Source organism: Saccharothrix sp. AJ9571, from assembly GCF_021725495.1.
Taxonomy (GTDB): domain Bacteria; phylum Actinomycetota; class Actinomycetes; order Mycobacteriales; family Pseudonocardiaceae; genus Amycolatopsis; species Amycolatopsis magusensis.
In genome coordinates this window covers 3,473,968-3,493,741 of sequence record NZ_CP091382.1, presented here as the reverse complement: position 1 = coordinate 3,493,741, position 19,774 = coordinate 3,473,968, and the positions used below count along the sequence as shown (strand labels likewise).

Here is a 19,774-nt window from a genome sequence, read left to right as displayed (position 1 = left end):
GACCGGGTGACTCAGCGCCCCTTACGCGTGCTGCTCGTCGACGACGACGCGATGGTGCGGACCGGGCTGTCCATGATCCTGGCCAGCACGGGGGACATCACCGTGGTCGGGGAAGCCGGGGACGGCGACGAGGCGGTCGCGAAGGTGACCGCGCACGCGCCGGACGTGGTGCTGATGGACATCCGCATGGGCCGCATGGACGGGCTGGCCGCGACCGCCGCGGTGACCGCGCTCGCGCGGCCGCCCAAGGTGCTCGTGCTGACCACCTTCGACCTGGACCAGTACGTGTTCGACGCGCTCGGCGCCGGGGCGAGCGGGTTCCTGCTGAAGGAGTGCTCGCCGCAGGAGATCATCGACGCGGTGCGCGTGGTCGGTGCCGGGGAGGCGATGCTATCCCCGCGTGCCACCAAGAAGCTGATCGGCCACTTCGTCTCGGCGCGGAGCAACCCGCGGCGGCACCGGGCGATGACCGGGTTGAACGCGCTCACCGAACGCGAGCGCCAGATCGTCACCGCGGTCGCCCAGGGCAAGCCGAACTCGGTGATCGCCGCCGAGTTGCACCTGAGCGAAGCCACGGTGAAAACCCACATCACCCGCGTCTTCGCGAAGATCAACGCGGCGAACCGCGTGCAGATGACCATCTTCGCCTACGAAGCGGGCCTCGTCGTCCCTTAGGAGCAGGTCACGTCCCGCGCGGGCAGTTCGCCGTCCAGCAGGTAGCGGGTGACCGTGTCGTCGGCGCAGTGGCCGGGATAGGCGCCGTGACGCCAAGCCCCTTGTGCCAGCAGCATCCTGGAGTTGTCCGGCAGGAGTTCACGCAGGTGCGCCGCGCCTTCGAGCGGGGTTTGCGTGTCGTACTCGTTCTGCACCAGGAGGACGCTTCCGGCCTGGTTGTCGCGGATTCGGGTCCGGGGCTCGACGGGGTTCGGCCAGAAGGCGCACGGGGAGATGTTCGAGGTCTGGCCGCCCATCATCGGGTAGCGCTGGGTGTCGCGGAGGGCGTCGCGCAGGTATTGGGCTGGGTCGGTCGGCCATCGGGCGTCGCCGCACATGACCGCCAGGGAGCCGGCCGCCCGGTTGTCCTCCGGTGGTTGCGCCGCGGCCACGGTGATCGTCCGCTCGGCGTCCAGCAGTTTCCGCATCAGCGCGGCGAGTGCCAGGTTCTTGGTCTCACGCTGCCCGAGGCCACGGGCGAACAGGCGCACCCGGTTCCCGTCGTAGGTCTCGCCCTCGATGGTGACTGGGTGACGATCCAGATTGTTCAACAATCCCCGGAAAGTATTCCGCACCTCGTCCACCGATCCCCCGAGGCCATAAGTCTCCTGCCGGACCGCCGCCCAATCCGCGAAGAGGCCGAACGCACGTTCCGCGAAGACCGCCCAGATCTGGATCATGCCCCGCCACGCGCGATCCGGATCCACGTTGCTGTCCAGCACGATCCGCTCGGCCCGCCGGGGGAACAGCTGCGTGTAGACGGCGCCGAGGTAGGTGCCGTAGGAGATGCCGTAGTACGAAATGCGCGCTTCACCCAGCGCCGCGCGGATGGCGTCCATGTCGCGGGCGGTGTTGCGGGTGGTGAGGTGCGGCAGCAGATCGGGCTGAGCCGCCCAGCACTGGTCCGCGATCGCCTTGGTCTGCGCCACGTGCTCGTCGAACTTCGCCCGCTCGAACGGAATCGGCGACCAGCCACGCTCCAGCCCGCAGGTGACCGGCGAACTCGCCCCGATGCCACGGGGATCGAAGCCGACCAGGTCGTAGTGCTGCCCGATCTCCGGCGGGAACTGCTTGGTGATCGGCATGTCCAACCCCGCGCTGCCGGGCCCACCGGGATTCATCACCAGCACGCCACGACGATCCCCCGTCGCCTTCACGCGCGAAACCGCGATGTCGATCTTGCGGCCGGACGGGTTCGAGTAGTCGAGCGGCACCTGAACCTCGGCGCACTCGAAGTTCGCCGGTTCGTCCGGCGAACACCGCCGCCAGTCGATCGCCGTCGCCGCAGTGGCCGGCGTGATCGCCAGCCCGAGCAGCAAACCCACCAGTACCAACGAGCCCAGTCTGCGCATGCGCTCAGGCTAGGAAGATCCGGGCCGCAAGTCGTCACACCGCGGTAGGGCTACTGGAGTAGTAGTGCCCCCGACGGGGTTCGAACCCGCACTGGGTCGATTTCAAGGCGAAACTATCGGACCCTTGTCAAGCATTGTCGTCATAGGCTGTCACCTGCGGCGTTAGCAAGAGGGAATACTTGTCCCTTGCTGTCGCCTACGGGCTTCTCGTGACGTTTTCCGGGGGTAGAGCGGGGGTCCCGCCCTCGCAGGTGCCTGCTGCTCGCTAGTCGGCGACCTGGCGCACGCCCACGGGAGAGCCCGAACCCATAACCTACGGTTCAGAGATCTTCTAGGTTCGTCATCAGTCGACACCTGCCGACATCCGCCGACACCTGCGCGCTTCGCGAACGCGAACGACTGTCATCGGCGGAGTTTTGTCGTTGTCGATCAGTGAATTCCGGGAGTAAACCGGCCGGATGATCTTGCGGTCGTGGTCGCCGAGCAGCACTGAGGCGCAATACCATGCGGCATCAAGATCGGACTGTCGGTGCCGGAGCCTAAAGTCACGACTCGTGAGTATCACCGACGTCACCCGAGAGGCTGTGGTCGCCGCCATCGCGGAGCACGATCGACTTGGAGTCGACGAGTTCCGGAAGCGCCACAAGTTCGGCCAGGCCTGGGTCTACATCCTCCTTCACGACGGGCGAGAGTACGACTCGAAGGCCATCGTGGGCGTTGCGCACGGGTATCTGCCAGGTCGTTCACCGCTTGCCGCTAGCGACTTCTCCGGCGGGCAGAACACGGTCGTTCAGGTGCTGGAACGGCTCGGTTTCACTGTTCGCAAGAGTGAGCGGTTGCTGTGGCTCCGCGACGAGCTCGTCCTCGCTTGCGATCTTGTCGCCCGAAACGACTGGCAAGGGGTGCGTTCGAGCGACCCTCGGGCGATCGAGTTATCGACCTTGCTGCAATCCTTGCCCCTGTACCCACGCGAGGCGCGAGGCCACAACTTCCGCAGCCCAGACAGCGTCCAGCTTAAGACGTCGAATATCGCCACCCAGCATCCTTCGTACGGCGGCGTCCGAACCCGCGGCGGCAAGCTCGACCGCGAGGTCCTGTTCGACTTCCTCAATCGACCAGAGGAGATGCACGCACAGGCTGCCGCCATCCGGGCCGGCGTCGACACCGGTGAGCTATCGACCCTGCCGCCGACACCGGATATCGACGAAGAGATAGCAGCGTCCGAAGGGCGCACGCTCGTCCTCCTCCACTTACGGCGCGAACGGGATCCCAAGCTTCGCGCCAAGAAGCTGAACCAGGTGATCACCAACCACGGCCGCATCGCCTGCGAGGTCTGTGGCTTCGACTTCGAACGGACCTACGGCGCGCGCGGCTCGGGGTATGCGGAGGTCCATCACGTCGTCCCGCTGCATGTCACTGGACAGACAAAAACCCGCCTTGTCGATCTGGCCGTACTCTGCGCAAACTGTCATCGCATGATCCATCGTGGGAGCCAGTGGCTAACACCAGTCGAGCTGCGTGACCTAGTGCTACTGCACGCGCAGAGCCTGGCCGAACACCCCCTCGTCTAGGTGACCAACCGAGAACCTGAGTCCTTCTGATCCGGGCTCAGTCTCGGTCACTATCTGTCATCGCCCCTCAGTGAGGGCTCTCGCCTGCAGGAACCGGCCACGTCGCAGGCGTCGTCATTGATCGACACTTGGTCACATTTAGCATGGATTCCTGGCAATTTAGCGGCAACCAGGCACGGGGCCGGCTTCGGCTTCAGAGCCGTCGCGCTGCCCCACCGAGCCAGCAACACACGTCTCAATCGTCGCCGAAGGTAGGTTACAAGTTGGTCATGTTGCAACACGCAAGGTTACGCACAGCAAGCGCATCCCCCTAGGGTCATGCACGTGTTGACGGTCACTCCGGGGGAGCTGCTCATAGTGCGGTTCTCACCCATGAACGTCGAACGCTTCCTCATCCAGGCTGAGACGTCCAGGCAAGACTGCCTCAGTCGAGGGGAACCGCCGCTCTACTCCATCTCCACGTTCGGCCTGGTCAGAGGCCAAGACGACAGCGTGGAGGATCTCATCCTTCGCATTTGCACAGAAGCGCCCGTAAGCGGCAAGAAGGTCTGGCTGGCCACCGAAGGGCTCTTAGAAGGTGCTGGGTTTACAGTACGACTGTCCGAACCGCCACCGCATCACTACGATGTGGTACTAGGAACAACGCTACGGCAGTCGGATGTTGAAGCCCTGGTCAGAGTGTTCGAACCCAGACAGGAGGTGAACCCAGCATGGAAGAGGAAAACACGGTAGTCAGGGCGCCGAAGGTTCGCATCCAGATCGATCTGAACTCTCGTAGCCGCGACGGTTCGCTCGTTGCACGCATCGCTGACGCCAACGGCCCGCTCGGCGTGGGCCACAGCGTGACCGCCTTCGAGCCTGACGACGAAGTGGCCGCGCCAGCACGCGTCGTTCGGATCGATCGCGAGCGAGGTCTCACGTACCTAGACGTCGCGTGGGACGAACTAGCAGACGACACGCCTGTCAGGTGCACCACCACCGTGCGCGCCCACTCTTCGAACCCGTCCAGCAACGGAGCGTCACCAGTCAGCATGTTGCTGAATTTGACACGGACGGCTGGCGGTTTTCTCACGAAGACCTCAAGTCCAGGCGTGAGGGTTACCACCAACGAGGTGGGACTGGCTTCTCCATGAAAGCTTCGGTTGGCGTCCTTTGCGACAAGGCCACTGTCCGAGAGGGCCTCCTGCATGTCCTGGGTGGCGGCGTCCGGGTTTTAGGGCGCCCCCAGCTTCCAGCGCCACTAGAAGTCGACCTCGCCTTAATGCTGGAGCCAGAGAGTCTCGAAGAGATGACTGGCACCCACGACTTGGTTCTGACATTGATTACGGACAGTAGCGATCATATCGCCGTGGGTGCCTTTACTTATGATCTGGCCATCGCGGACGAATGCCCCGAACCGAAACCTGGCTTGCCATTCGCGATTCCGTTGACTGATATTGAAGCGCCCACGTACGGCGCCTACGTGCTTCGCGTGGATGTGGACGGAGCGCGCATCCTGGAACTGCAGTTCGTAGTTGAAAAGCACCTGAGTGAGGGTGTCACAGGCTCTCTAATGCTGGACTAATCTCGTCTGCTTCAAGGCAGAGATTGTTGTAGCAATCTACAAGTGGGTGGCCACTCGGCATCTCCTCGACCTGGCGTAGCCCGATCAGGCCAGGTCAAGGGGGCCTGATCGACTAAGTAGGCGTACCGCGACTGGCGCCCCCTTGACCTGGCCTGATAGCCCTGTGGGAGGTCGAGGAGATGCCGATTGGTCGCCCACGGACGCAACTCATGTGCACTGCCGGCCATCTCCGAGACCTGCCCGTCCGGCGAGGACATCTCTTCTCGTTTGCGGTCCCTCCGGCGGGTGGTCGCTGAGCTGTGTTCCCGCGGGCGACCGCCGGGGACCGGCCGGAGGCCGCACGCCCCGGCGGGGCTTGCCCGCGGATCAAACACAGTGCTCAGCGGCCCCGGAGGGGCCGCCTTGAACAAGTAAGGAAACTCTGAACACGGCGGTCCTGTGCCGCATGGAGGCTTCGTTATGGAGAGTCGGACGGAGGAGAAGGCGTGTGGCGGATCTGCGTGACTCGCCCCTTGGTCACGCCTAGAGCATTTGCGACTTCGGTGTAGGTCATACCGAGGTCGTGGTGGGCCTCCTCGACAGCTTCTCTTCGGATGGAAGCGAGCAGACTCGTCGCTTCCTGGTACTCGGTAATGAGTTCGGTAGCTCGGACAGCTCGGCGGACAGGGTTCGGCTCCCGCCGTACCTTATTGATCTCGCCAAAGTCAATCATTCTGATCCTGCGGTCTCCGCTGTTCCCAAGTCCAGGTCCAGCCTGACCGCTGAAGAGCGTCGGCGCGCTGGCGAACGGCTGTGAATCGGGCGTTGGATTCGGACTGGTGCCAGTAGCGGGACGAGGCCGTGGTCTGGGCGTCGTGCTTGCGGTACAGCAGGCTTGGCTGGGCAATGAACCATCCATTCGAGACCGCTTCAGCAGCGAGTAGAAGGCCGTCGGTTTCGGCACCGGTGAGTGCTGGCCAACCCCCTAGCGCCCATACGAGATCGGTGTGCGCGGCGAATGTCACCGCCTGCACGGACAGGCGTTGTTGGCCATGCTCGCGGTAGAAGCGGCCTTTCTCCACCGGGCCGTCTCCCGGGTCGTACGGTCCAGACTTCGTTGTCCCGTCGGGCAGTAGGTCAATGCACGCAGAGGTGCACCAGGCGACCTGCTCGAGCGTGCTGATGTCTCGCTGGAGGGCACCGGGAAGCAGAATGTCGTCCGCGTCAAGTGTGCGAATAAGCGGGCCGCCTGCTCGGGTCAGGGCCATAGTTCGAGTGACACCGGTGCGCGCAGGTAGGCCGGTGCCGTAGGAGATGCGAGAGTCAACCGGGAGCGCGGCCAGCGGTTCGCCGGTGTCTCCATCCTCCTGAAGGCACCATTGCCAGTCCCAGTCTCGGGGAAGTTCCTGTTTGACCAATGACTCGTAGGCGTCTCGAAGGTAGCGAGAACCACCACTGTGTACGGCCGTGACAACGCTAATTATCGGCATTTGGCGCTACCTCCCAGCGGTCGAGCCTGACCGTGTATTCGAGCTCGGCGCGGTCACCGGGGAGCACGATGAAGGAGCACTCGACTTTGCGACCGAGCGTGTCCGTGGAGAGCTTCCGAATCTCGAAGACCGGCGTTCCATCCGGAATCTTCATCGAATCCTTCTCGTCGCTTGACGGCATCCGGGCTGTGATGTTGTCCGTGATCGATTCGATCTCGATACCGACAGTTGAGAGCTGGTGGTGCGTGCCTCCTGGCCACGGTTCGTTGGCTTCGTCCAGGAGTTTCGGGTTCGACTCGATCAGCTCTAGTGGGATGTACGACTCAGAGCCGCCGATCGCAGTGCCGGAATCCTTACTACTGGTTACGTACACCCGCTGGAGAACCTCGGTCTCCGGGGCGATCTGGAGTGCGGAAGCAATTCGATCGCTGGCGGGCACAACGGTGTACTTGGCACTGAATTCCAGCTCGGGCGTGTCAAGACCGCTTTCACGCTCGCTTGTACCTGTCGCGAGGCGTTCCTCAAGCGGCTTGTGTGCTCGGTCCTTCTCCCACTGGTAGCGCTCACTAGGGGCACGCACTGTACGTACCGGCTGCTTTCGCACGAAGGTACCGAGAGGACGCCGAACCTCGACTATGCCGGCGTCTCGGAGGATGCGAACCGCACCGCGGACGGAGGTGCGGGATACGCCGTACTTGTCGGCTAGCTCCTCCTCGCTCGGGAGCGCGTCGCCGGGTGCCAGTTCGCCGCCAGCGATTTGCGCCTGGAGGTCGTCTAGGACCCGCTGGTAGACGGGTCGGAAGTCGCGCGGTGACATGCCACCAGTCTAGTTGTTCGTCGGCCAACGTTGACCCCTCTGACGTGTGCATAAGCGAACAGTTCAACGGTTAACGTTGACCGTTGAACGTTGACCGGTTAACGTCGTTGTCAGCAGGTGATAGAGGACACAACACGGAGGGTCGAAAGTCATGAGGAACATTCCGGTCAACCTGAGCGGCTACCGACTTCGGATCTCGGAGCCACCGGCGATGAAGATGCGGAAGAAGGATGGCCGCGAGGAGGTGGTGACCGACGGGACCACCGGTGAGGCCAAGTTCGCGGTGGCGCTGTTCGTCAAGGCCGCGGACCAGAAGGGCGAGGAGATCCGGGTGACGTTGGACTCGGACCCGGGTGAGTCGTTCGAAGAGGGCCAGGTTGTCGAGTTGATCGACGCTCGGGTGTCGCCCTACTCGTTCAAGAACGATCGGGGCGAGACGGTGTCGGGTATCGCATTCGGCGCGATGGGTATCAAGCCCGTGGCCTGATCCGGCCTGGCGTGGCCCTCCCCTTGCTTCGGTAGGCAGCCCGTTTCGAGTCGGGCGAGGGCGCTTATTCGTTCATTGAGAATTACATAGTGAGCCGAGCTATGCCCAAATCACGCGCTATTCGTGGTGGCGCGCATTGATTCCCGGGGTCATTCTTCCGGGGATCTTTGGGTTCTACCAACGTAGGTCTTCGACGTTTCAAGGAGGGTTTCATGCTCGATGACGAACTGTTGGTGTGGCAGCTCGCGGCGTGGCCGTGGCTGCACCTGGCCTCCGAGGAGGAGGACGCGTGATCACCCGTATCGCCATGAACATGGCGCTGGAGGACTACACCGCGGCGCTGGAGAACATCAACCAGGCGGCTCGCCTGCTGGAGAATTCGCACTTCTCGGTTGGTTCCGTGGACGAGTTCTTTCAGCGTCGGTCCGCGCACTCGATCAACCAGCTCAACACGCTCTACCGCGAGGTTCTTCGAATTCGCGCCGACTTGGAAAGGGTGCGCACTCATGGCTGACCGATTGTTCGCACTACACGCCGGTCTGTCGACCTTCGACCCGGCTGGACCGAAACGAGTCCTGTGATGGGTTCTCACGCGTGTTCAGCGAATTTCTGGCTTTCCCCTACCCGTATCGCGACCTGCAATGTCTGCGGTCGCCAATGGCAAATGTGAGGTACCGATGTCTGACCTTGCAAGCGAAACGTTGTACCCGATATGGCTTCTGCTCGCCGGTTGCCTGCTCGTGGCAATGCCTGCGTTCGGCGTGCTGGCCCTTGTTCTCGGCTTGTTCGTCGCGATCAGGACCAGGAAGTGAGGCAGCAGATGACTGCTCCGGCCATAGGAGGCTACTGGGCGTGGGCACTGCATGAGGAGTGCTACGAAGCGGCGGGCCAGTTGGCGAACGTGATCGCCAGGCTTGACCAGGTCCGTGTGGACGCCGGTACGCGCGCCGGCGAGTACGCCCCTCGTATCAAGGCTCTCACCGACGAAGCGTGCGCGACCTTCAAGAAGCTCGACGCCCTGTGCAAGGAGCTGAGGTGACGGCCATGGCTGAGGACTTGCTCGACCTGTTCGGCAACAAGGTCACCGAGCCGACCGCCGGTGCTTCGGAGCGACCTCCGATCAACGACATGGAGCTGATCGAGAAGGTTCTTCAGGCCGCGGCGGACACCGGTTACGCCCTGGTCGGCCCCGCGGAGCGGGTCTTCCGGCTGATCGCGGCGAAGACGATCGAGGCCGCACCGGTCGCGGAGGCCCACGCGGTTCACCAGCTCCTGGACGCGAAGTGGCTGACGAAAGGAGGAACCCACATCTACACCTGCGACGGGCACTCCGGCCCCGGTAACTCGGTGCTGGTGCCCCGCGCGAGCAGGGAGAAAGCCCGCATGTGGCGCGCCCTGATGGCCCGCCCCACCACCGATAATCAGCGACGGAAGGCGAGTTGATGACCTCCCAGACGATCAACAACCACAACAAGGCCAAGTACACCGAGTACGAGTTCGCCCTGGACCAGGTCCGCGTGGCCTTCGACGACCTGGGCAGGTTCACCAAGAGCCTCGACGACGGTGGCAGGACCAACAGCCGGTTCGAGGGCTGGCAGGTCCCCTCCAAGGCCGAGGTCAAGGCGGCCGTGAACGCCGCTTCCAGCGCCCTGGACGAACTGCGGGCCGCCTCCACCAAGCGCAAGGCCGAACTGATCTCCCGCGGCTGGCGCGTCTGACCCACCGCCCGCCGGCACACCGAACTGAGAAGAGAGAAGGGCACCGTGAGCAGTAACCAGATCGACGCGAAGATGACCGAACTGGACAAGGCGATGAAGCGCCTGCGGGAAGCGATGACCGCGCTGCCCAACCGGCTCGGAGGCTTCGGCAAGCAGCACACCGACGCCGCCCGCAAGGTCGCCACGATGATCACCACCTTGGAGACCGCGCGACCGCTGTTCGACACCGACCGCCGCCGCCCCAAGGCCCGCCGCAAGTAAGCCCGATCACCGGCACCACGCACCTGCATCACCGTTGACGTGACTTCACCACCTGGACGTAGCGAGGCCGTGCACCTCCACCGTCCGGAGTCACGGCCTCGCGCGTTCCCCACACCTCGGGAGACCCGCGAAATGGCACGCAAGCAGACCAGCAACCAGACCCGTCCGAGCAAGCACAAGACCCGCGTGGAAACCCGCGCGATGCTGTGGCTGGCCCGCCACCCCGGCGCCCTGGCCACCCCCACCGCGATCAGCGCCAGCATGCTCCAGCTCGGCCCCGTCACCACCGGAGGGATCGCCGGCGGACTGATCGCCGCGGGCGCCGGCTGGTACCGCGCACACCCGGACTCCTTTACTCGGATCGCCTCCCCCCGGCTGCGCGCGTTCCGCCGCCGCTGGACCCGCTACATCGGCCGGTCCTGGCGCGACACCCTCGACCACTGCAACCTGGTCGTCCAGCACCGCCGCACTGGCGAACTCCTCGTGCCCAGGCTGCTCAAGGTCTCCTCCCCCACTCCATCGATCGACGTCCTCCGGGTGCAGATCCGCAAGGGCCAGTCGCTCAACACCTTCCGCGAGGTCCAGGAAGAACTGGCCTCCGCACTGGGGGCCGACGTGATCGCGATCGAGAAGAGCAAGCCGCGGGTGCTGACCATCACCCTGGTACACGGCAACCCGTTCGACGACATGGTCCCGCCGGTGGACATCCCCGGCGAAGTCGATGAGGTCGACCTGTCCGCGATCGAACTCGGGGACACCGAGTACGGCCAGATCTGGACCGAACCGCTGATCGGTCAGCACTGGCTGATCAGCGGCGCGACCGGCTCGGGCAAGGGCTCACTGCTGTGGAACCCGCTGCGAGCCATCGGGCCGATGATCCGGGAGCGGGTCGTGCGCGTCTGGATGATCGACCCCAAGGGCGGCATGGAGACCGAACGCGGCCGGCCGCTGTTCTACCGATACGCCACCTCCGCCGACGGGGAAGTCGAGTACGACGACGGCGACGGTCCCGACGACATCGACGCCATGCTCGGGGTGCTCTACGAATTCCGTGACGAGATGAAAGCCCGGCAGGAACTCCTCCGCCAGGAGGGCAAGCGCAAGTTCTCCCCATCCACCGAGACGCCGTTCGACATCCTGATGATCGACGAACTCGCGATGCTCACCGCCCTCGGTGGCCGCCGCGCGACCATCATGGCCGTCAACAAGGTCCTGGCCGAAATCCTCACCCAGGGCCGGGCGTGCGGGTTCGCCGTGATCGCCTACGTCCAGGAACCCACCAAGGACATCGTGCCGGTGCGGGACCTGTTCACCCGCCGGATCTCTCTGCGCACCGGGTCGGCCACGTACGTGAACCTTGTGCTCGGCGAAGACGCCCGCGAACGTGGCGCCCTGGCCGACGAGATCCCCGAAGTCGGGTGCGAGGGCATCGGCTACCGCACCTCGGAGAAGTCCCGGCAGCCCATCCGTGTGCGCGCCGGCTACAGCGACGACGACGACATCGACGAACTCGTGAAGCTCTGTACCCCGGGCATCGATCACGGCGACGACAGCAACGTCGTCCCCTTCGCCGCCTGACTGTCCGGAAGGGACAAGAAATGGTTCTTACTTGGGAAGACTGCTGCGCTGATGCACTCCTGTCGATCCGTGCAGCTCGACGCGACTTGGTCGGGCCAGGCAACCCGACTTCCGGTTCAGAGAGCGAGATCGCCGCCTTCAGGAATGCAGAGATCGCCCAGGCCAGGGAATTTCTGGCTGCTGCGCAACAGGCGGTCGAGCGGGCTCGCGATGCCGCTGACTACGTCCGTTCCTAGCGATTCGTCAACCGTACACATGCTGCTTCGAAGGGGTCCTACATGATCACGCTGCATTTCTTGAAAACCTGGCTCAAGACGACGGGCGGCTTCGGGCTGCTGCTGCTCGCCGAATACGTCCTCATCACCGGGTTCTGGCTGTTCCTGCTCGCCGCCGGGCTGACCGTCGTCGTCTACCTCGTGGTGACCGCTCTCATCGTGGGCGAATGGCGCCACGCCCGCCGAACCCCGGGCGCCTACCACTACGCGTTCATCCGCGACACCACCCACGACTGACACCTGCAGGAGGTAATCCCCATGCGCGACAGCATCCCCGGCCCGGAGGACAACGTGTGGGAGTCTGCGCTCAACCTGCTCGCCGATGGCCTCGGGGTCTACCCACGACACAGCCTCGACGGCGTCCGGTTCTGCGGAGTCAGCGTCGGCAACACCGCGGTGGTCACCTTCGATGACCACGTGTGCCTGCGCATCGACCACACCGCCCGGCCCGGTAGCGCACCGGCAGCGGTGTGGGACTTGGCCATGACACCGCAGTACGCCCGCTACCTGGCCGCCCTGCTCGATTCCCACGCCCGCTACATCCAAACCGGACCCAACTACCGGAAGGACGCCGCCTGATGGCCCGCCCCGTATTACTCGACCTGTGTTGTAAGGCCGGAGGTACCAGCAAGGGCTACCACGATGCCGGCTTCGACGTCGTCGGCGTCGACATCGAACCGCAGCCCAACTACCCGTTCGAGTTCCACCAGGCCGACGCCCTGGACTTCCTCGCCAGCCACGGCCGCGAGTTCGACGCGATCGCCGCTTCCTGGCCCTGCCAGCGATTCAGCCTGGCCCAGCGCATCCGCGGCAACGACCATCCAGACCTGATCACCCCGGGCCGGGACCTGCTCAATCTGACCGGGCGCCCCTGGGTGATTGAGAACGTCGAAGGCGCACCCCTGCACAACCCGATTCTGTTGTGCGGAACCATGTTCTCCCAGCTCAACGTGTACCGGCATCGGCTGTTCGAAACCAGCTTCCCCCTGCGCACGCCCGCGCACCCACGGCATCTTGAACCGCTGACCAAGATGGGCCGCCCTCCGCGCCCCGGCGAGCGCATGCACGTCGTGGGCAACTTCTCGGGCGTCGCCCAAGCACGCACGGCCATGGGCATCGACTGGATGTCGCGCAACGAACTCTCCGAAGCCATCCCCCCGGCCTACACCCACTGGATCGGCACCGCACTGTACGCGCAACTCACCGCTGCCATGGCCATCCCGGCCGCGGCCTGATCAGAACGAAAGGAACACCGCCATGGGAAGCACAAACTCCAGCCTGACCAAACTCACGAGACTGCAAGAAGAGTTCGACACCGTGGACCGCTTGGTGATTAGGGAAACCGGCGGGACCAACCGAGACGCCCTGCTTCGACTGTCCGAACTGGCCGGTCAGATGGCCGCCATTCACGAAGTCGAGGCGACCGAGCTGCGCCGGGTGCAAGCCCACACCTATGACATGGCCGTATCCAAGTAGCGGCTGAAGCCTGAAAGGAGTATCCAGTCATGACTACCCCGGACAGCCCGCGCCGGTCCCGCCCGGACGCGGCCACTATCGTCCGCGTCACCGTCGCGGTCATACTGGGCAGCATCGGCGCGGCTGCCGGGTTCAAACACACCCACGACTGGGCCGTCCACAACGGACAACACGGCTGGCTCGCCTGGGCCGACGCCGTCGTCATCGAAGGCATGGCCATCATGGCTGGCCTGGAAATCCAGCGCGACCGCCGACGCCCCGGCCCCCACCGTCTGCTCACCTTCCCCGTCGTGGTCCTCGTGGTCGCCTTCGGTATCCAGATGACCGCGCAAGTCGCCCTCGCACCCCGCACCCTGTTCGGGTGGCTCGCCGCGGCGATGCCCGCTCTCGGGTTCCTGATCGTGGTCAAGCTCCTGCTTCGCCACCCCGCCCCAGCACCGGCGGAAACGGATCTCGAACTCGCCGCACCGGTCCACACGCGACCGACCACACCGGACATCGAGACGCCTGTGACGGCCGCACTGAACTCGTCACCGCGTCACATCGGCGGAGTACTGGCCAAGCTTCCGGCCACCGCTCGCGACGCCGTCACCGCGGTCACCGCCGACGCTCACACCGCGGGCCGACCGATCACCGCCGACGACATCACCGCACGCATCAATCTCCCGGCACCGATGGTCACCACCCTGGTCGACGAACTCAACACCACCGTCAACCACCACCCCATCACCACCTGACCACCAGCCCAGACACGCACCACTTCCCACGCACACCAGGGCCGGGCCACTCCAGCACCACCGTGGCCCGGCCCTGTCCCCGTGCGCCCGCACGACAGGAGACCCTTGTGACACCCCAGAACGACACCACGTCGCTGGCCTCTCGCCTCACCCACCGCATGTCCCGCCCCGACTTCCCGAGCCTGCGCGCCCGCATCGAGGCCACTGGCGGCTGCCTCAAACCCGTGCACCTCACCGGACACCGCGTTATCACCGACCACACCGGCCGTGTCCTGGACCGCACCGACGGCACCGTCTACGCCCCGTGCGGCAACCGCCGCGAATCGGTGTGCCCGTCCTGTTCGGACCGCTACGCCGCGGACGCCTTCCACCTCATCCGCGCCGGCGTCTCCGGCGGCAAGACCATCCCCGACACCGTGACCGACAAGCCGCGGCTGTTCCTCACCCTCACCGCACCCTCCTTCGGCCCCGTGCACACCCGCCGCACCCGACCCAACGGCAAACGCGTCCCCTGCCCGTGCGGGACCTACCACCACGACGACGACCCCCGCCCCGGCACCGCCCTGGACCCCGACACCTACGACTACCGCGGGGCCGTTCTGTGGCAAGGTCACGCTGGCGAACTGTGGCACCGCTTCACCATCCGTCTCCGCCGCGAACTCGCCACCGCCGCCGGCATCCGCGTCGCCGACTTCGCCGACCACGCCCGCCTGTCCTACGCCAAGGTCGCCGAATACCAGAAACGCGGCCTCATCCACTTCCACGCCGTCATCCGCCTGGACGGCCCCGAAGGCGCTGCTGACCCCGCCCCCGACTGGGCCACCGCCACCACCCTCGCCGCCGCGGTCACCGCCGCCGCGGCCACCACCACTGTCACCAAAACGCTCCGCCTGGACGGCACCACCACCCGGCACACCTTTACCTGGGGAGACCAGGTCGACGTGCGCACCATCCGCCCCGAACACGCCCACACCGTCGAAGACGACCAGGGCGACATCAGCGACCGCGCCCTCGCCGGCTACATCGCCAAATACGCCACTAAAGGCACGTCCACCAGCGACGCCGCAGACCGGCCGATGCGCTCCGAACGCGACATCGACCACCTCACCATCCACCCCCACCACAAAGCCATGATCACCGCCGCGTGGGAGCTGGGCGCCAACGAGGACGTGGCCTTCCTCCGCCGCTGGGCGCACATGCTCGGGTTCCGCGGTCACTTCCTCACCAAATCCCAGCGCTACAGCCTCACCTTCACCGCGCTGCGCACCGAACGCCGGACCTGGCAGCACCACCGCGCGCTTGAACAACTCGGCACCGACCCCGCCTCCGTGCTGGTCGTCAACCACTGGAAGCACGCCGGCAACGGCTACGCCGACGACACCGAACGCGAGATCGCCCACGCCATCTACGAACGGAAGCGCCAACACCGCAAGGAAAACCTCGAAAAGGAGCACTCCTGATGAACGCCAGACTGTGGACCATCGACGACGTCGCCGACTACCTCGGAATCCCGAAGAACACCCTCTACCAGTGGCGCACCAAGGGCTACGGTCCCGCCGGAAAACGCATCGGCAAGCACGTCCGCTACCAGCCCGAGGACGTCACGGCCTGGGTGGCTGCTCAAGGGGGCGCGTGATGGGACGACCACCGCTGGAGGTCGGTACGTACGGCAAAATCCGTTTCAACGCGACGAAGACCGGCGTTCGTGCGCGAGCGAGCTTTCGCAGCCATGACGGGCGTGTCCGAGACATCGAACGGTCCGGCGCCACGGAGGCCAAGGCGGAGCGCGCGCTCAAAAACGCGATCAAGGAGGAACTGCAAACACCGAGCGGGAGCGACATCACCGCGAAAACCCGCTTTCATGTCGTGGCTGCTCGCTGGCTGGTTTGGCAGGAACGCCGGGTGGCGGCAGGCAAACGAGCCCCGGGCACGCTGGACAACTACCGCAGCATGCTCAAGAACCACGTACTCCCCGCGTTCGGCGAGCTGCGCATGTCCGAAGTCACTGTGCCCCGGCTGGACCGCTTCTTCCCTGCGCTGATCGCGAAGTCGAGCCCGGCGCACGCGATCACCGCGCGGGCCGTCGTGAGCGGCATCCTGCGGTACGCGGCGAGGCACGGTGCGATCACCGGAAACCCGGTACGGGACATCGAACCGATCGAAGGCAGCGCCCGAAGGAAGGTCCGCGCGCTCACGCCGGCCGAACGAACGGAGTGGCTTGCCCAGCTCGAACAAGATCCCGACGCCTGTCGTCACGATCTCCCGGACCTGACGCGCTTCATGATGGCGACGGGCGTACGCATCGGCGAGACGCTGGCGCTGTACTGGGAAGACGTGGATCTCGACACCAGAACCGTCCGGATCGACTGGACTGTGGTGCGGATCAAGGGTGTAGGGCTCCGGCGGACTGACCCGAAGACGCCGGCGAGTGAGCGGACCTTGCGGCTGCCGATGTGGGCGGCGGACATGCTGCGTCGCCGGCGTGTGACCGCCGTGGCGGAACACCGCCCACCCGCGAGTCCGGTCTTCCCCGACTCACGGGGTGGCCTTCGGGACCCGTCGAACACCCGGCGGACGCTGAGGGAGGCACGCGGAAGCGATCAGTTCGCCTGGGTGACGTCGCACGTGTTCCGCAAGACCGCGGCCACCATCATGGATGAGGCGAAGCTGACCGCGCGGGAGATCGCCGATCAGCTCGGGCACGCCAAGCCGTCGATGACCCAGGACAACTACCTGGGGCGTGGGATAGCCTCGCCGCGGGCAGCGGACGCGCTGGAGTCAGTGTGGTCCGAAGGGGTCTAGAACCCTTTTCCGGGGATAAACCGGGGAGATGATCTAGAACGCCCTTCGGGGAACCCGCTGACCAGCGCGGTAGTGCCCCCGACGGGGTTCGAACCCGCACTGGGTCGATTTTAAGTCGACTGCCTCTGCCGGTTGGGCTACGGGGGCAGGGCCCAGCCTAGGCGGCCAAGCCCTGCGTTCGCAGCTCAGGTCAGGACTTCGTGGCCCTGGTGAACTCGTCCTTCGGGTTGTTGATCTGCCCCAGCGACACGACCTCGCGCCGCAGCAGGCCGCCGAAGACCCAGTCGAAGAAGATGCGGATCTTCCGGTTCCAGGTGGGCATCGCCTTGACGTGGTAGGCGCGGTGGAAGACCCAGGCCGGGAAGCCCTTGATCTTCAGGTTCAGCGCGTCGGCCACGCCCTTGTGCAGGCCGAGACCGGCCACCGCGCCGAGGTTCTTGTGGTAGTAGTCCTTCGGCTGACCGCCACGCAGCACCTTGATGATGTTCTTCGCCATCAGCCGCGCCTGCCGGACCGCGTGCTGCGCGTTCGGCGGGCAGGTGGCCGACGGGTCGTCCTCGGTGCGCGCGAGGTCCGGCACCGCGGCGTTGTCGCCCGCGGTCCACACGTCGGGGTGCCCGACGACCTGCAGTGCCACGGTCGCCTCGAGCCGGCCGCGCTTGTCCAGCGGCAGGTCCGAGTCGCCGAGCACCGGGTTGGCCTTCACGCCCGCGGTCCAGATGATCGTGTCGCTGTCGAACTCGGTGCCGTCCGAGAGCACGACGTGCCCGTTTTCGAACGACTTCGCCGCGGTCGACAGGTACACCTCGATGCCGCGCTTCTCCAGCTGCTCCACGGTCCACACGCCGAGCGTTTCGCGGACCTCGGGCAGGATGCGGCCCGCGGCCTCGACGAGCACCCAGCGGATGTCCGACGGCTCGATGTTCTCGTAGTACCTGGTCGCGAAGCGGGTCATGTCCTCGAGCTCGGCGAGCGCTTCGATGCCCGCGAAGCCGCCGCCGACCACGGTGAAGGTCAGCAGGCGCTTGCGCAGCTCGGGGTCGAGGGTGCTGGCCGCCTGGTCCAGCTTGGTCAGCACGTGGTTGCGGAGGTAGATCGCCTCGCCGATGGTCTTGAAGGCGATGCCCTCCTCGGCGAGTCCGGGGATGGGCAGGATGCGCGCCACCGCACCCAGCGCGACCACCAGCACGTCGTAGGACAGCTGCTCGATGTGGCCGTCGGCCGCCTCGACGGTCACGGCCTTGCGTTCGTGCTCGATCTTGGTGACGCGCGCGGTCAGCACGTGGCACCGCTTGAGCACGCGCCGCAACGGGACCACCACGTGCCGCGGCTCGATCGCGCCGGCCGCCGCCTCGGGGAGGAACGGCTGGTACGTCATGTGCGGCTGGGGGTCCACAACGGTGACGGACGCTTCGTTCGCCCGCAGCATCTTCTGGAGCCCGAACGCCGTGTACAGACCGACATATCCGCCGCCGAGGACGAGGATCCGAGTCGGTTCCGACTTCGCTGCCATGCGTCCATGGTCGCACCCATCCAGGGCCCCCGCTCGTATACCCCGCGCTGCTGTGACCAGCGTCGCCACCGAAGATTGAACGATTCAGCAAGTGGCAGCTTCGGGTAGTCGGCCAATCGCGGAGCGTAGAGCAAGTAAGGCCAGAATAAACCCATAGCGGGTGATTCCGTCAGTTTGACCACTCTCCGTCACCGGTGAGCGAGCTCACTCGAGCTGCCAGACGACGTCCGTGCCCGCCATCCCCGGCCGCGGTTCCTCACGCGGCGGGTGGTGCCGCGCGACCTCGGTGAAACCGAGCCGCCGGGGTATCGCGGCGCTGGGTTCGTTGGCCGCGTCGTGCCAGATCTGGACGCGGTCGACGTCCGGCAGCGCGAACACGACCGGGAGCAACGCCTCGACGGCCGTGGTCATCAGGCCGCGGCCGGTCCAGTCCGGGTGCAACCAGTAGCCGAGCTCCATGCCGCCGGGCCCGATGCGCCGTTCGCAGCCGACGCCGCCGACCACCCGGCCGTCGACGACCAGCGCGTAAGCGTACGACTGGCCCGCGGCCCATCTCTCGTCGCAGCCGCCGAGGAAGTCCAAGGCGCGGTACTCACCGAAGGCCCAGAGCATCCAGGGCCGCAGGTGCTCCTGCGCTTCCTCCACCACCCGCTGCAACTCGGCGGCGTCGGCCACGCGCCAGCGCCGCAACAACACCCGACCGGCGTCGACCTCGTCGGGCGGGTTCACCGGATGCCTGCCGCGGTCTTGGCTTGGGTGAGGACCTCGCGCACCATCGCCGGGGTGAGGCGGCCGGTGAAGGTGTTCTGCTGCGAGACGTGGAAGCAGCCGAACACCTGCAGCGGAGCCGGGCCTTCCAGCTTGACACGCACCCCGTGGCCGAACTTCGGCCGTGGCCGGGGTACCGCCCAGCCCGCGGCGGCCAGCACCGGCATCAGCGCCTGCCAGCCGAAACCGCCGAGTACCACGATCGCGCGCAGGGTCGGCGCCAGCAGTTCCAGCTCCTTGGCCAGCCACCGGCCGCAGGTGTCGCGTTCGGCGGGCGTCGGCTTGTTCGCCGGGGGTGCGCAGTGCACCGGCGAGGTGATCCGCGTGCCGATCAGCTCCAGGCCGTCGCCGATGTGGTGCGCTTCCGGCTGCGTGGCCAGGCCGACGTCGTACATCGCGCGGTAGAGCACCTCACCCGAACGGTCGCCGGTGAACATGCGGCCGGTGCGGTTGGCGCCGTGCGCGGCCGGCGCCAGGCCGACGATGCCCAGCGCCGCGTCCGGCGGGCCGAAGCCGGGCACCGGGCGACCCCAGTACGTCTCGTGGGCGAAGGCCGCCCGCTTGGTCTCGGCCACCTGCTCACGCCACTCGACCAATCGTGGGCAGGCCCGGCAGTCGATCAGTTCGGCATCCATCTCGGCCAGGGTCATCCGGCCATTGTGATCTAGATTC

At 65.8% G+C, this 19,774-nt stretch carries 25 protein-coding genes and 1 tRNA gene; 19 read left to right on the top strand and 7 right to left on the bottom strand.

Going from position 1 to position 19,774, the window contains the following annotated elements:
* Positions 1-27: 27 nt before the first annotated feature.
* Positions 28-675 (top strand): response regulator transcription factor, encoded by a 648-nt coding sequence (locus tag L3Q67_RS15840; protein WP_499191549.1) that lies wholly within the window; start codon positions 28-30, stop codon positions 673-675.
* On the opposite strand, the gene L3Q67_RS15835 is transcribed toward L3Q67_RS15840, so the two are convergent.
* Complete coding sequence (locus tag L3Q67_RS15835) at positions 672-2,066, bottom strand: alpha/beta hydrolase (RefSeq protein ID WP_499190219.1); 1,395 nt, start codon at positions 2,064-2,066, stop codon at positions 672-674. The genes L3Q67_RS15840 and L3Q67_RS15835 overlap by 4 nt on opposite strands.
* Positions 2,067-2,620: 554 nt before the next feature.
* Between L3Q67_RS15835 and L3Q67_RS15830 the strand changes: the two genes are divergently transcribed.
* From L3Q67_RS15830 to L3Q67_RS15820, 3 genes are all read left to right on the top strand, one after another.
* Positions 2,621-3,637, top strand: a complete 1,017-nt coding sequence (locus tag L3Q67_RS15830; RefSeq protein ID WP_499190218.1) for an HNH endonuclease — start codon at positions 2,621-2,623, stop codon at positions 3,635-3,637.
* Positions 3,638-4,347: 710 nt separating this feature from the next.
* On the top strand, positions 4,348-4,770 hold the full coding sequence (locus L3Q67_RS15825; protein WP_499190217.1) for a hypothetical protein: 423 nt from the start codon (positions 4,348-4,350) through the stop codon (positions 4,768-4,770).
* Positions 4,767-5,201 (top strand): DUF6941 family protein, encoded by a 435-nt coding sequence (locus L3Q67_RS15820; RefSeq protein ID WP_499190216.1) that lies wholly within the window; start codon positions 4,767-4,769, stop codon positions 5,199-5,201. The genes L3Q67_RS15825 and L3Q67_RS15820 overlap by 4 nt, the downstream gene beginning before the upstream one ends.
* A 704-nt stretch (positions 5,202-5,905) precedes the next feature.
* Here L3Q67_RS15820 and L3Q67_RS15815 read toward each other — a convergent pair.
* Positions 5,906-6,262, bottom strand: coding sequence for a hypothetical protein (locus L3Q67_RS15815; RefSeq protein ID WP_499190215.1), 357 nt, complete (start codon positions 6,260-6,262; stop codon positions 5,906-5,908).
* Positions 6,263-6,656: 394 nt separating this feature from the next.
* On the bottom strand, positions 6,657-7,487 hold the full coding sequence (locus L3Q67_RS15810; RefSeq protein ID WP_499190214.1) for a GntR family transcriptional regulator: 831 nt from the start codon (positions 7,485-7,487) through the stop codon (positions 6,657-6,659).
* Positions 7,488-7,638: 151 nt separating this feature from the next.
* Here L3Q67_RS15810 and L3Q67_RS15805 point away from each other — a divergent pair, with 151 nt between their 5' ends.
* The 15 genes from L3Q67_RS15805 (at position 7,639) to L3Q67_RS15735 (ending at position 16,821) form a co-directional block, all read left to right on the top strand.
* A complete protein-coding gene (locus tag L3Q67_RS15805; RefSeq protein ID WP_499190213.1) occupies positions 7,639-7,974 on the top strand; it encodes a hypothetical protein in 336 nt (111 codons plus the stop codon).
* A gap of 289 nt (positions 7,975-8,263) precedes the next feature.
* Positions 8,264-8,488, top strand: coding sequence for a hypothetical protein (locus L3Q67_RS15800; protein WP_499190212.1), 225 nt, complete (start codon positions 8,264-8,266; stop codon positions 8,486-8,488).
* A gap of 294 nt (positions 8,489-8,782) precedes the next feature.
* Positions 8,783-9,013 carry a hypothetical protein gene (locus L3Q67_RS15795; RefSeq protein ID WP_499190211.1) on the top strand — a complete coding sequence of 77 codons (231 nt, stop codon included), beginning with the start codon at positions 8,783-8,785 and terminating at the stop codon, positions 9,011-9,013.
* Positions 9,014-9,018: 5 nt separating this feature from the next.
* Positions 9,019-9,417, top strand: a complete 399-nt coding sequence (locus L3Q67_RS15790) for a hypothetical protein (protein WP_499190210.1) — start codon at positions 9,019-9,021, stop codon at positions 9,415-9,417.
* Positions 9,417-9,692: a hypothetical protein gene (locus L3Q67_RS15785; protein ID WP_423580055.1), complete on the top strand. Its 276-nt coding sequence runs from the start codon at positions 9,417-9,419 to the stop codon at positions 9,690-9,692. The genes L3Q67_RS15790 and L3Q67_RS15785 overlap by 1 nt, the downstream gene beginning before the upstream one ends.
* 45 nt (positions 9,693-9,737) lie before the next feature.
* Positions 9,738-9,953: a hypothetical protein gene (locus L3Q67_RS15780; protein WP_423580057.1), complete on the top strand. Its 216-nt coding sequence runs from the start codon at positions 9,738-9,740 to the stop codon at positions 9,951-9,953.
* A gap of 132 nt (positions 9,954-10,085) precedes the next feature.
* Positions 10,086-11,531: a P-loop NTPase family protein gene (locus L3Q67_RS15775; RefSeq protein ID WP_499190209.1), complete on the top strand. Its 1,446-nt coding sequence runs from the start codon at positions 10,086-10,088 to the stop codon at positions 11,529-11,531.
* 278 nt (positions 11,532-11,809) lie between these two features.
* The gene (locus L3Q67_RS15770) at positions 11,810-12,043 is read left to right on the top strand and encodes a hypothetical protein (RefSeq protein ID WP_499190208.1); all 234 of its coding nucleotides are present in this window, start codon (positions 11,810-11,812) and stop codon (positions 12,041-12,043) included.
* 21 nt (positions 12,044-12,064) lie between these two features.
* Positions 12,065-12,385, top strand: coding sequence for a hypothetical protein (locus tag L3Q67_RS15765; RefSeq protein WP_499190207.1), 321 nt, complete (start codon positions 12,065-12,067; stop codon positions 12,383-12,385).
* Positions 12,385-13,041, top strand: a complete 657-nt coding sequence (locus L3Q67_RS15760) for a DNA cytosine methyltransferase (RefSeq protein WP_499190206.1) — start codon at positions 12,385-12,387, stop codon at positions 13,039-13,041. The genes L3Q67_RS15765 and L3Q67_RS15760 overlap by 1 nt, the downstream gene beginning before the upstream one ends.
* A gap of 22 nt (positions 13,042-13,063) precedes the next feature.
* Positions 13,064-13,282: a hypothetical protein gene (locus L3Q67_RS15755; protein ID WP_499190205.1), complete on the top strand. Its 219-nt coding sequence runs from the start codon at positions 13,064-13,066 to the stop codon at positions 13,280-13,282.
* 29 nt (positions 13,283-13,311) lie between these two features.
* Positions 13,312-14,019: a DUF2637 domain-containing protein gene (locus L3Q67_RS15750; protein WP_499190204.1), complete on the top strand. Its 708-nt coding sequence runs from the start codon at positions 13,312-13,314 to the stop codon at positions 14,017-14,019.
* A gap of 107 nt (positions 14,020-14,126) precedes the next feature.
* Positions 14,127-15,479: a replication initiator gene (locus L3Q67_RS15745; RefSeq protein WP_499190203.1), complete on the top strand. Its 1,353-nt coding sequence runs from the start codon at positions 14,127-14,129 to the stop codon at positions 15,477-15,479.
* Entirely contained in the window at positions 15,479-15,655 is a 177-nt protein-coding gene (locus L3Q67_RS15740) for a helix-turn-helix transcriptional regulator (RefSeq protein WP_499190202.1), read from the top strand. Before L3Q67_RS15745 ends, L3Q67_RS15740 begins: the two co-directional genes overlap by 1 nt.
* Complete coding sequence (locus L3Q67_RS15735) at positions 15,655-16,821, top strand: tyrosine-type recombinase/integrase (RefSeq protein ID WP_499190201.1); 1,167 nt, start codon at positions 15,655-15,657, stop codon at positions 16,819-16,821. Before L3Q67_RS15740 ends, L3Q67_RS15735 begins: the two co-directional genes overlap by 1 nt.
* A 73-nt stretch (positions 16,822-16,894) precedes the next feature.
* Here L3Q67_RS15735 and L3Q67_RS15730 read toward each other — a convergent pair.
* The 4 genes from L3Q67_RS15730 to L3Q67_RS15715 form a co-directional block, all read right to left on the bottom strand.
* Positions 16,895-16,968, bottom strand: a tRNA-Leu gene (locus L3Q67_RS15730).
* A gap of 43 nt (positions 16,969-17,011) precedes the next feature.
* A complete protein-coding gene (locus tag L3Q67_RS15725) occupies positions 17,012-18,334 on the bottom strand; it encodes an NAD(P)/FAD-dependent oxidoreductase (RefSeq protein WP_499190200.1) in 1,323 nt (440 codons plus the stop codon).
* Positions 18,335-18,538: 204 nt separating this feature from the next.
* Entirely contained in the window at positions 18,539-19,063 is a 525-nt protein-coding gene (locus L3Q67_RS15720) for a GNAT family N-acetyltransferase (protein WP_499190199.1), read from the bottom strand.
* Entirely contained in the window at positions 19,060-19,752 is a 693-nt protein-coding gene (locus L3Q67_RS15715; protein ID WP_499190198.1) for a uracil-DNA glycosylase, read from the bottom strand. The genes L3Q67_RS15720 and L3Q67_RS15715 overlap by 4 nt, the downstream gene beginning before the upstream one ends.
* Positions 19,753-19,774 lie beyond the last annotated feature (22 nt).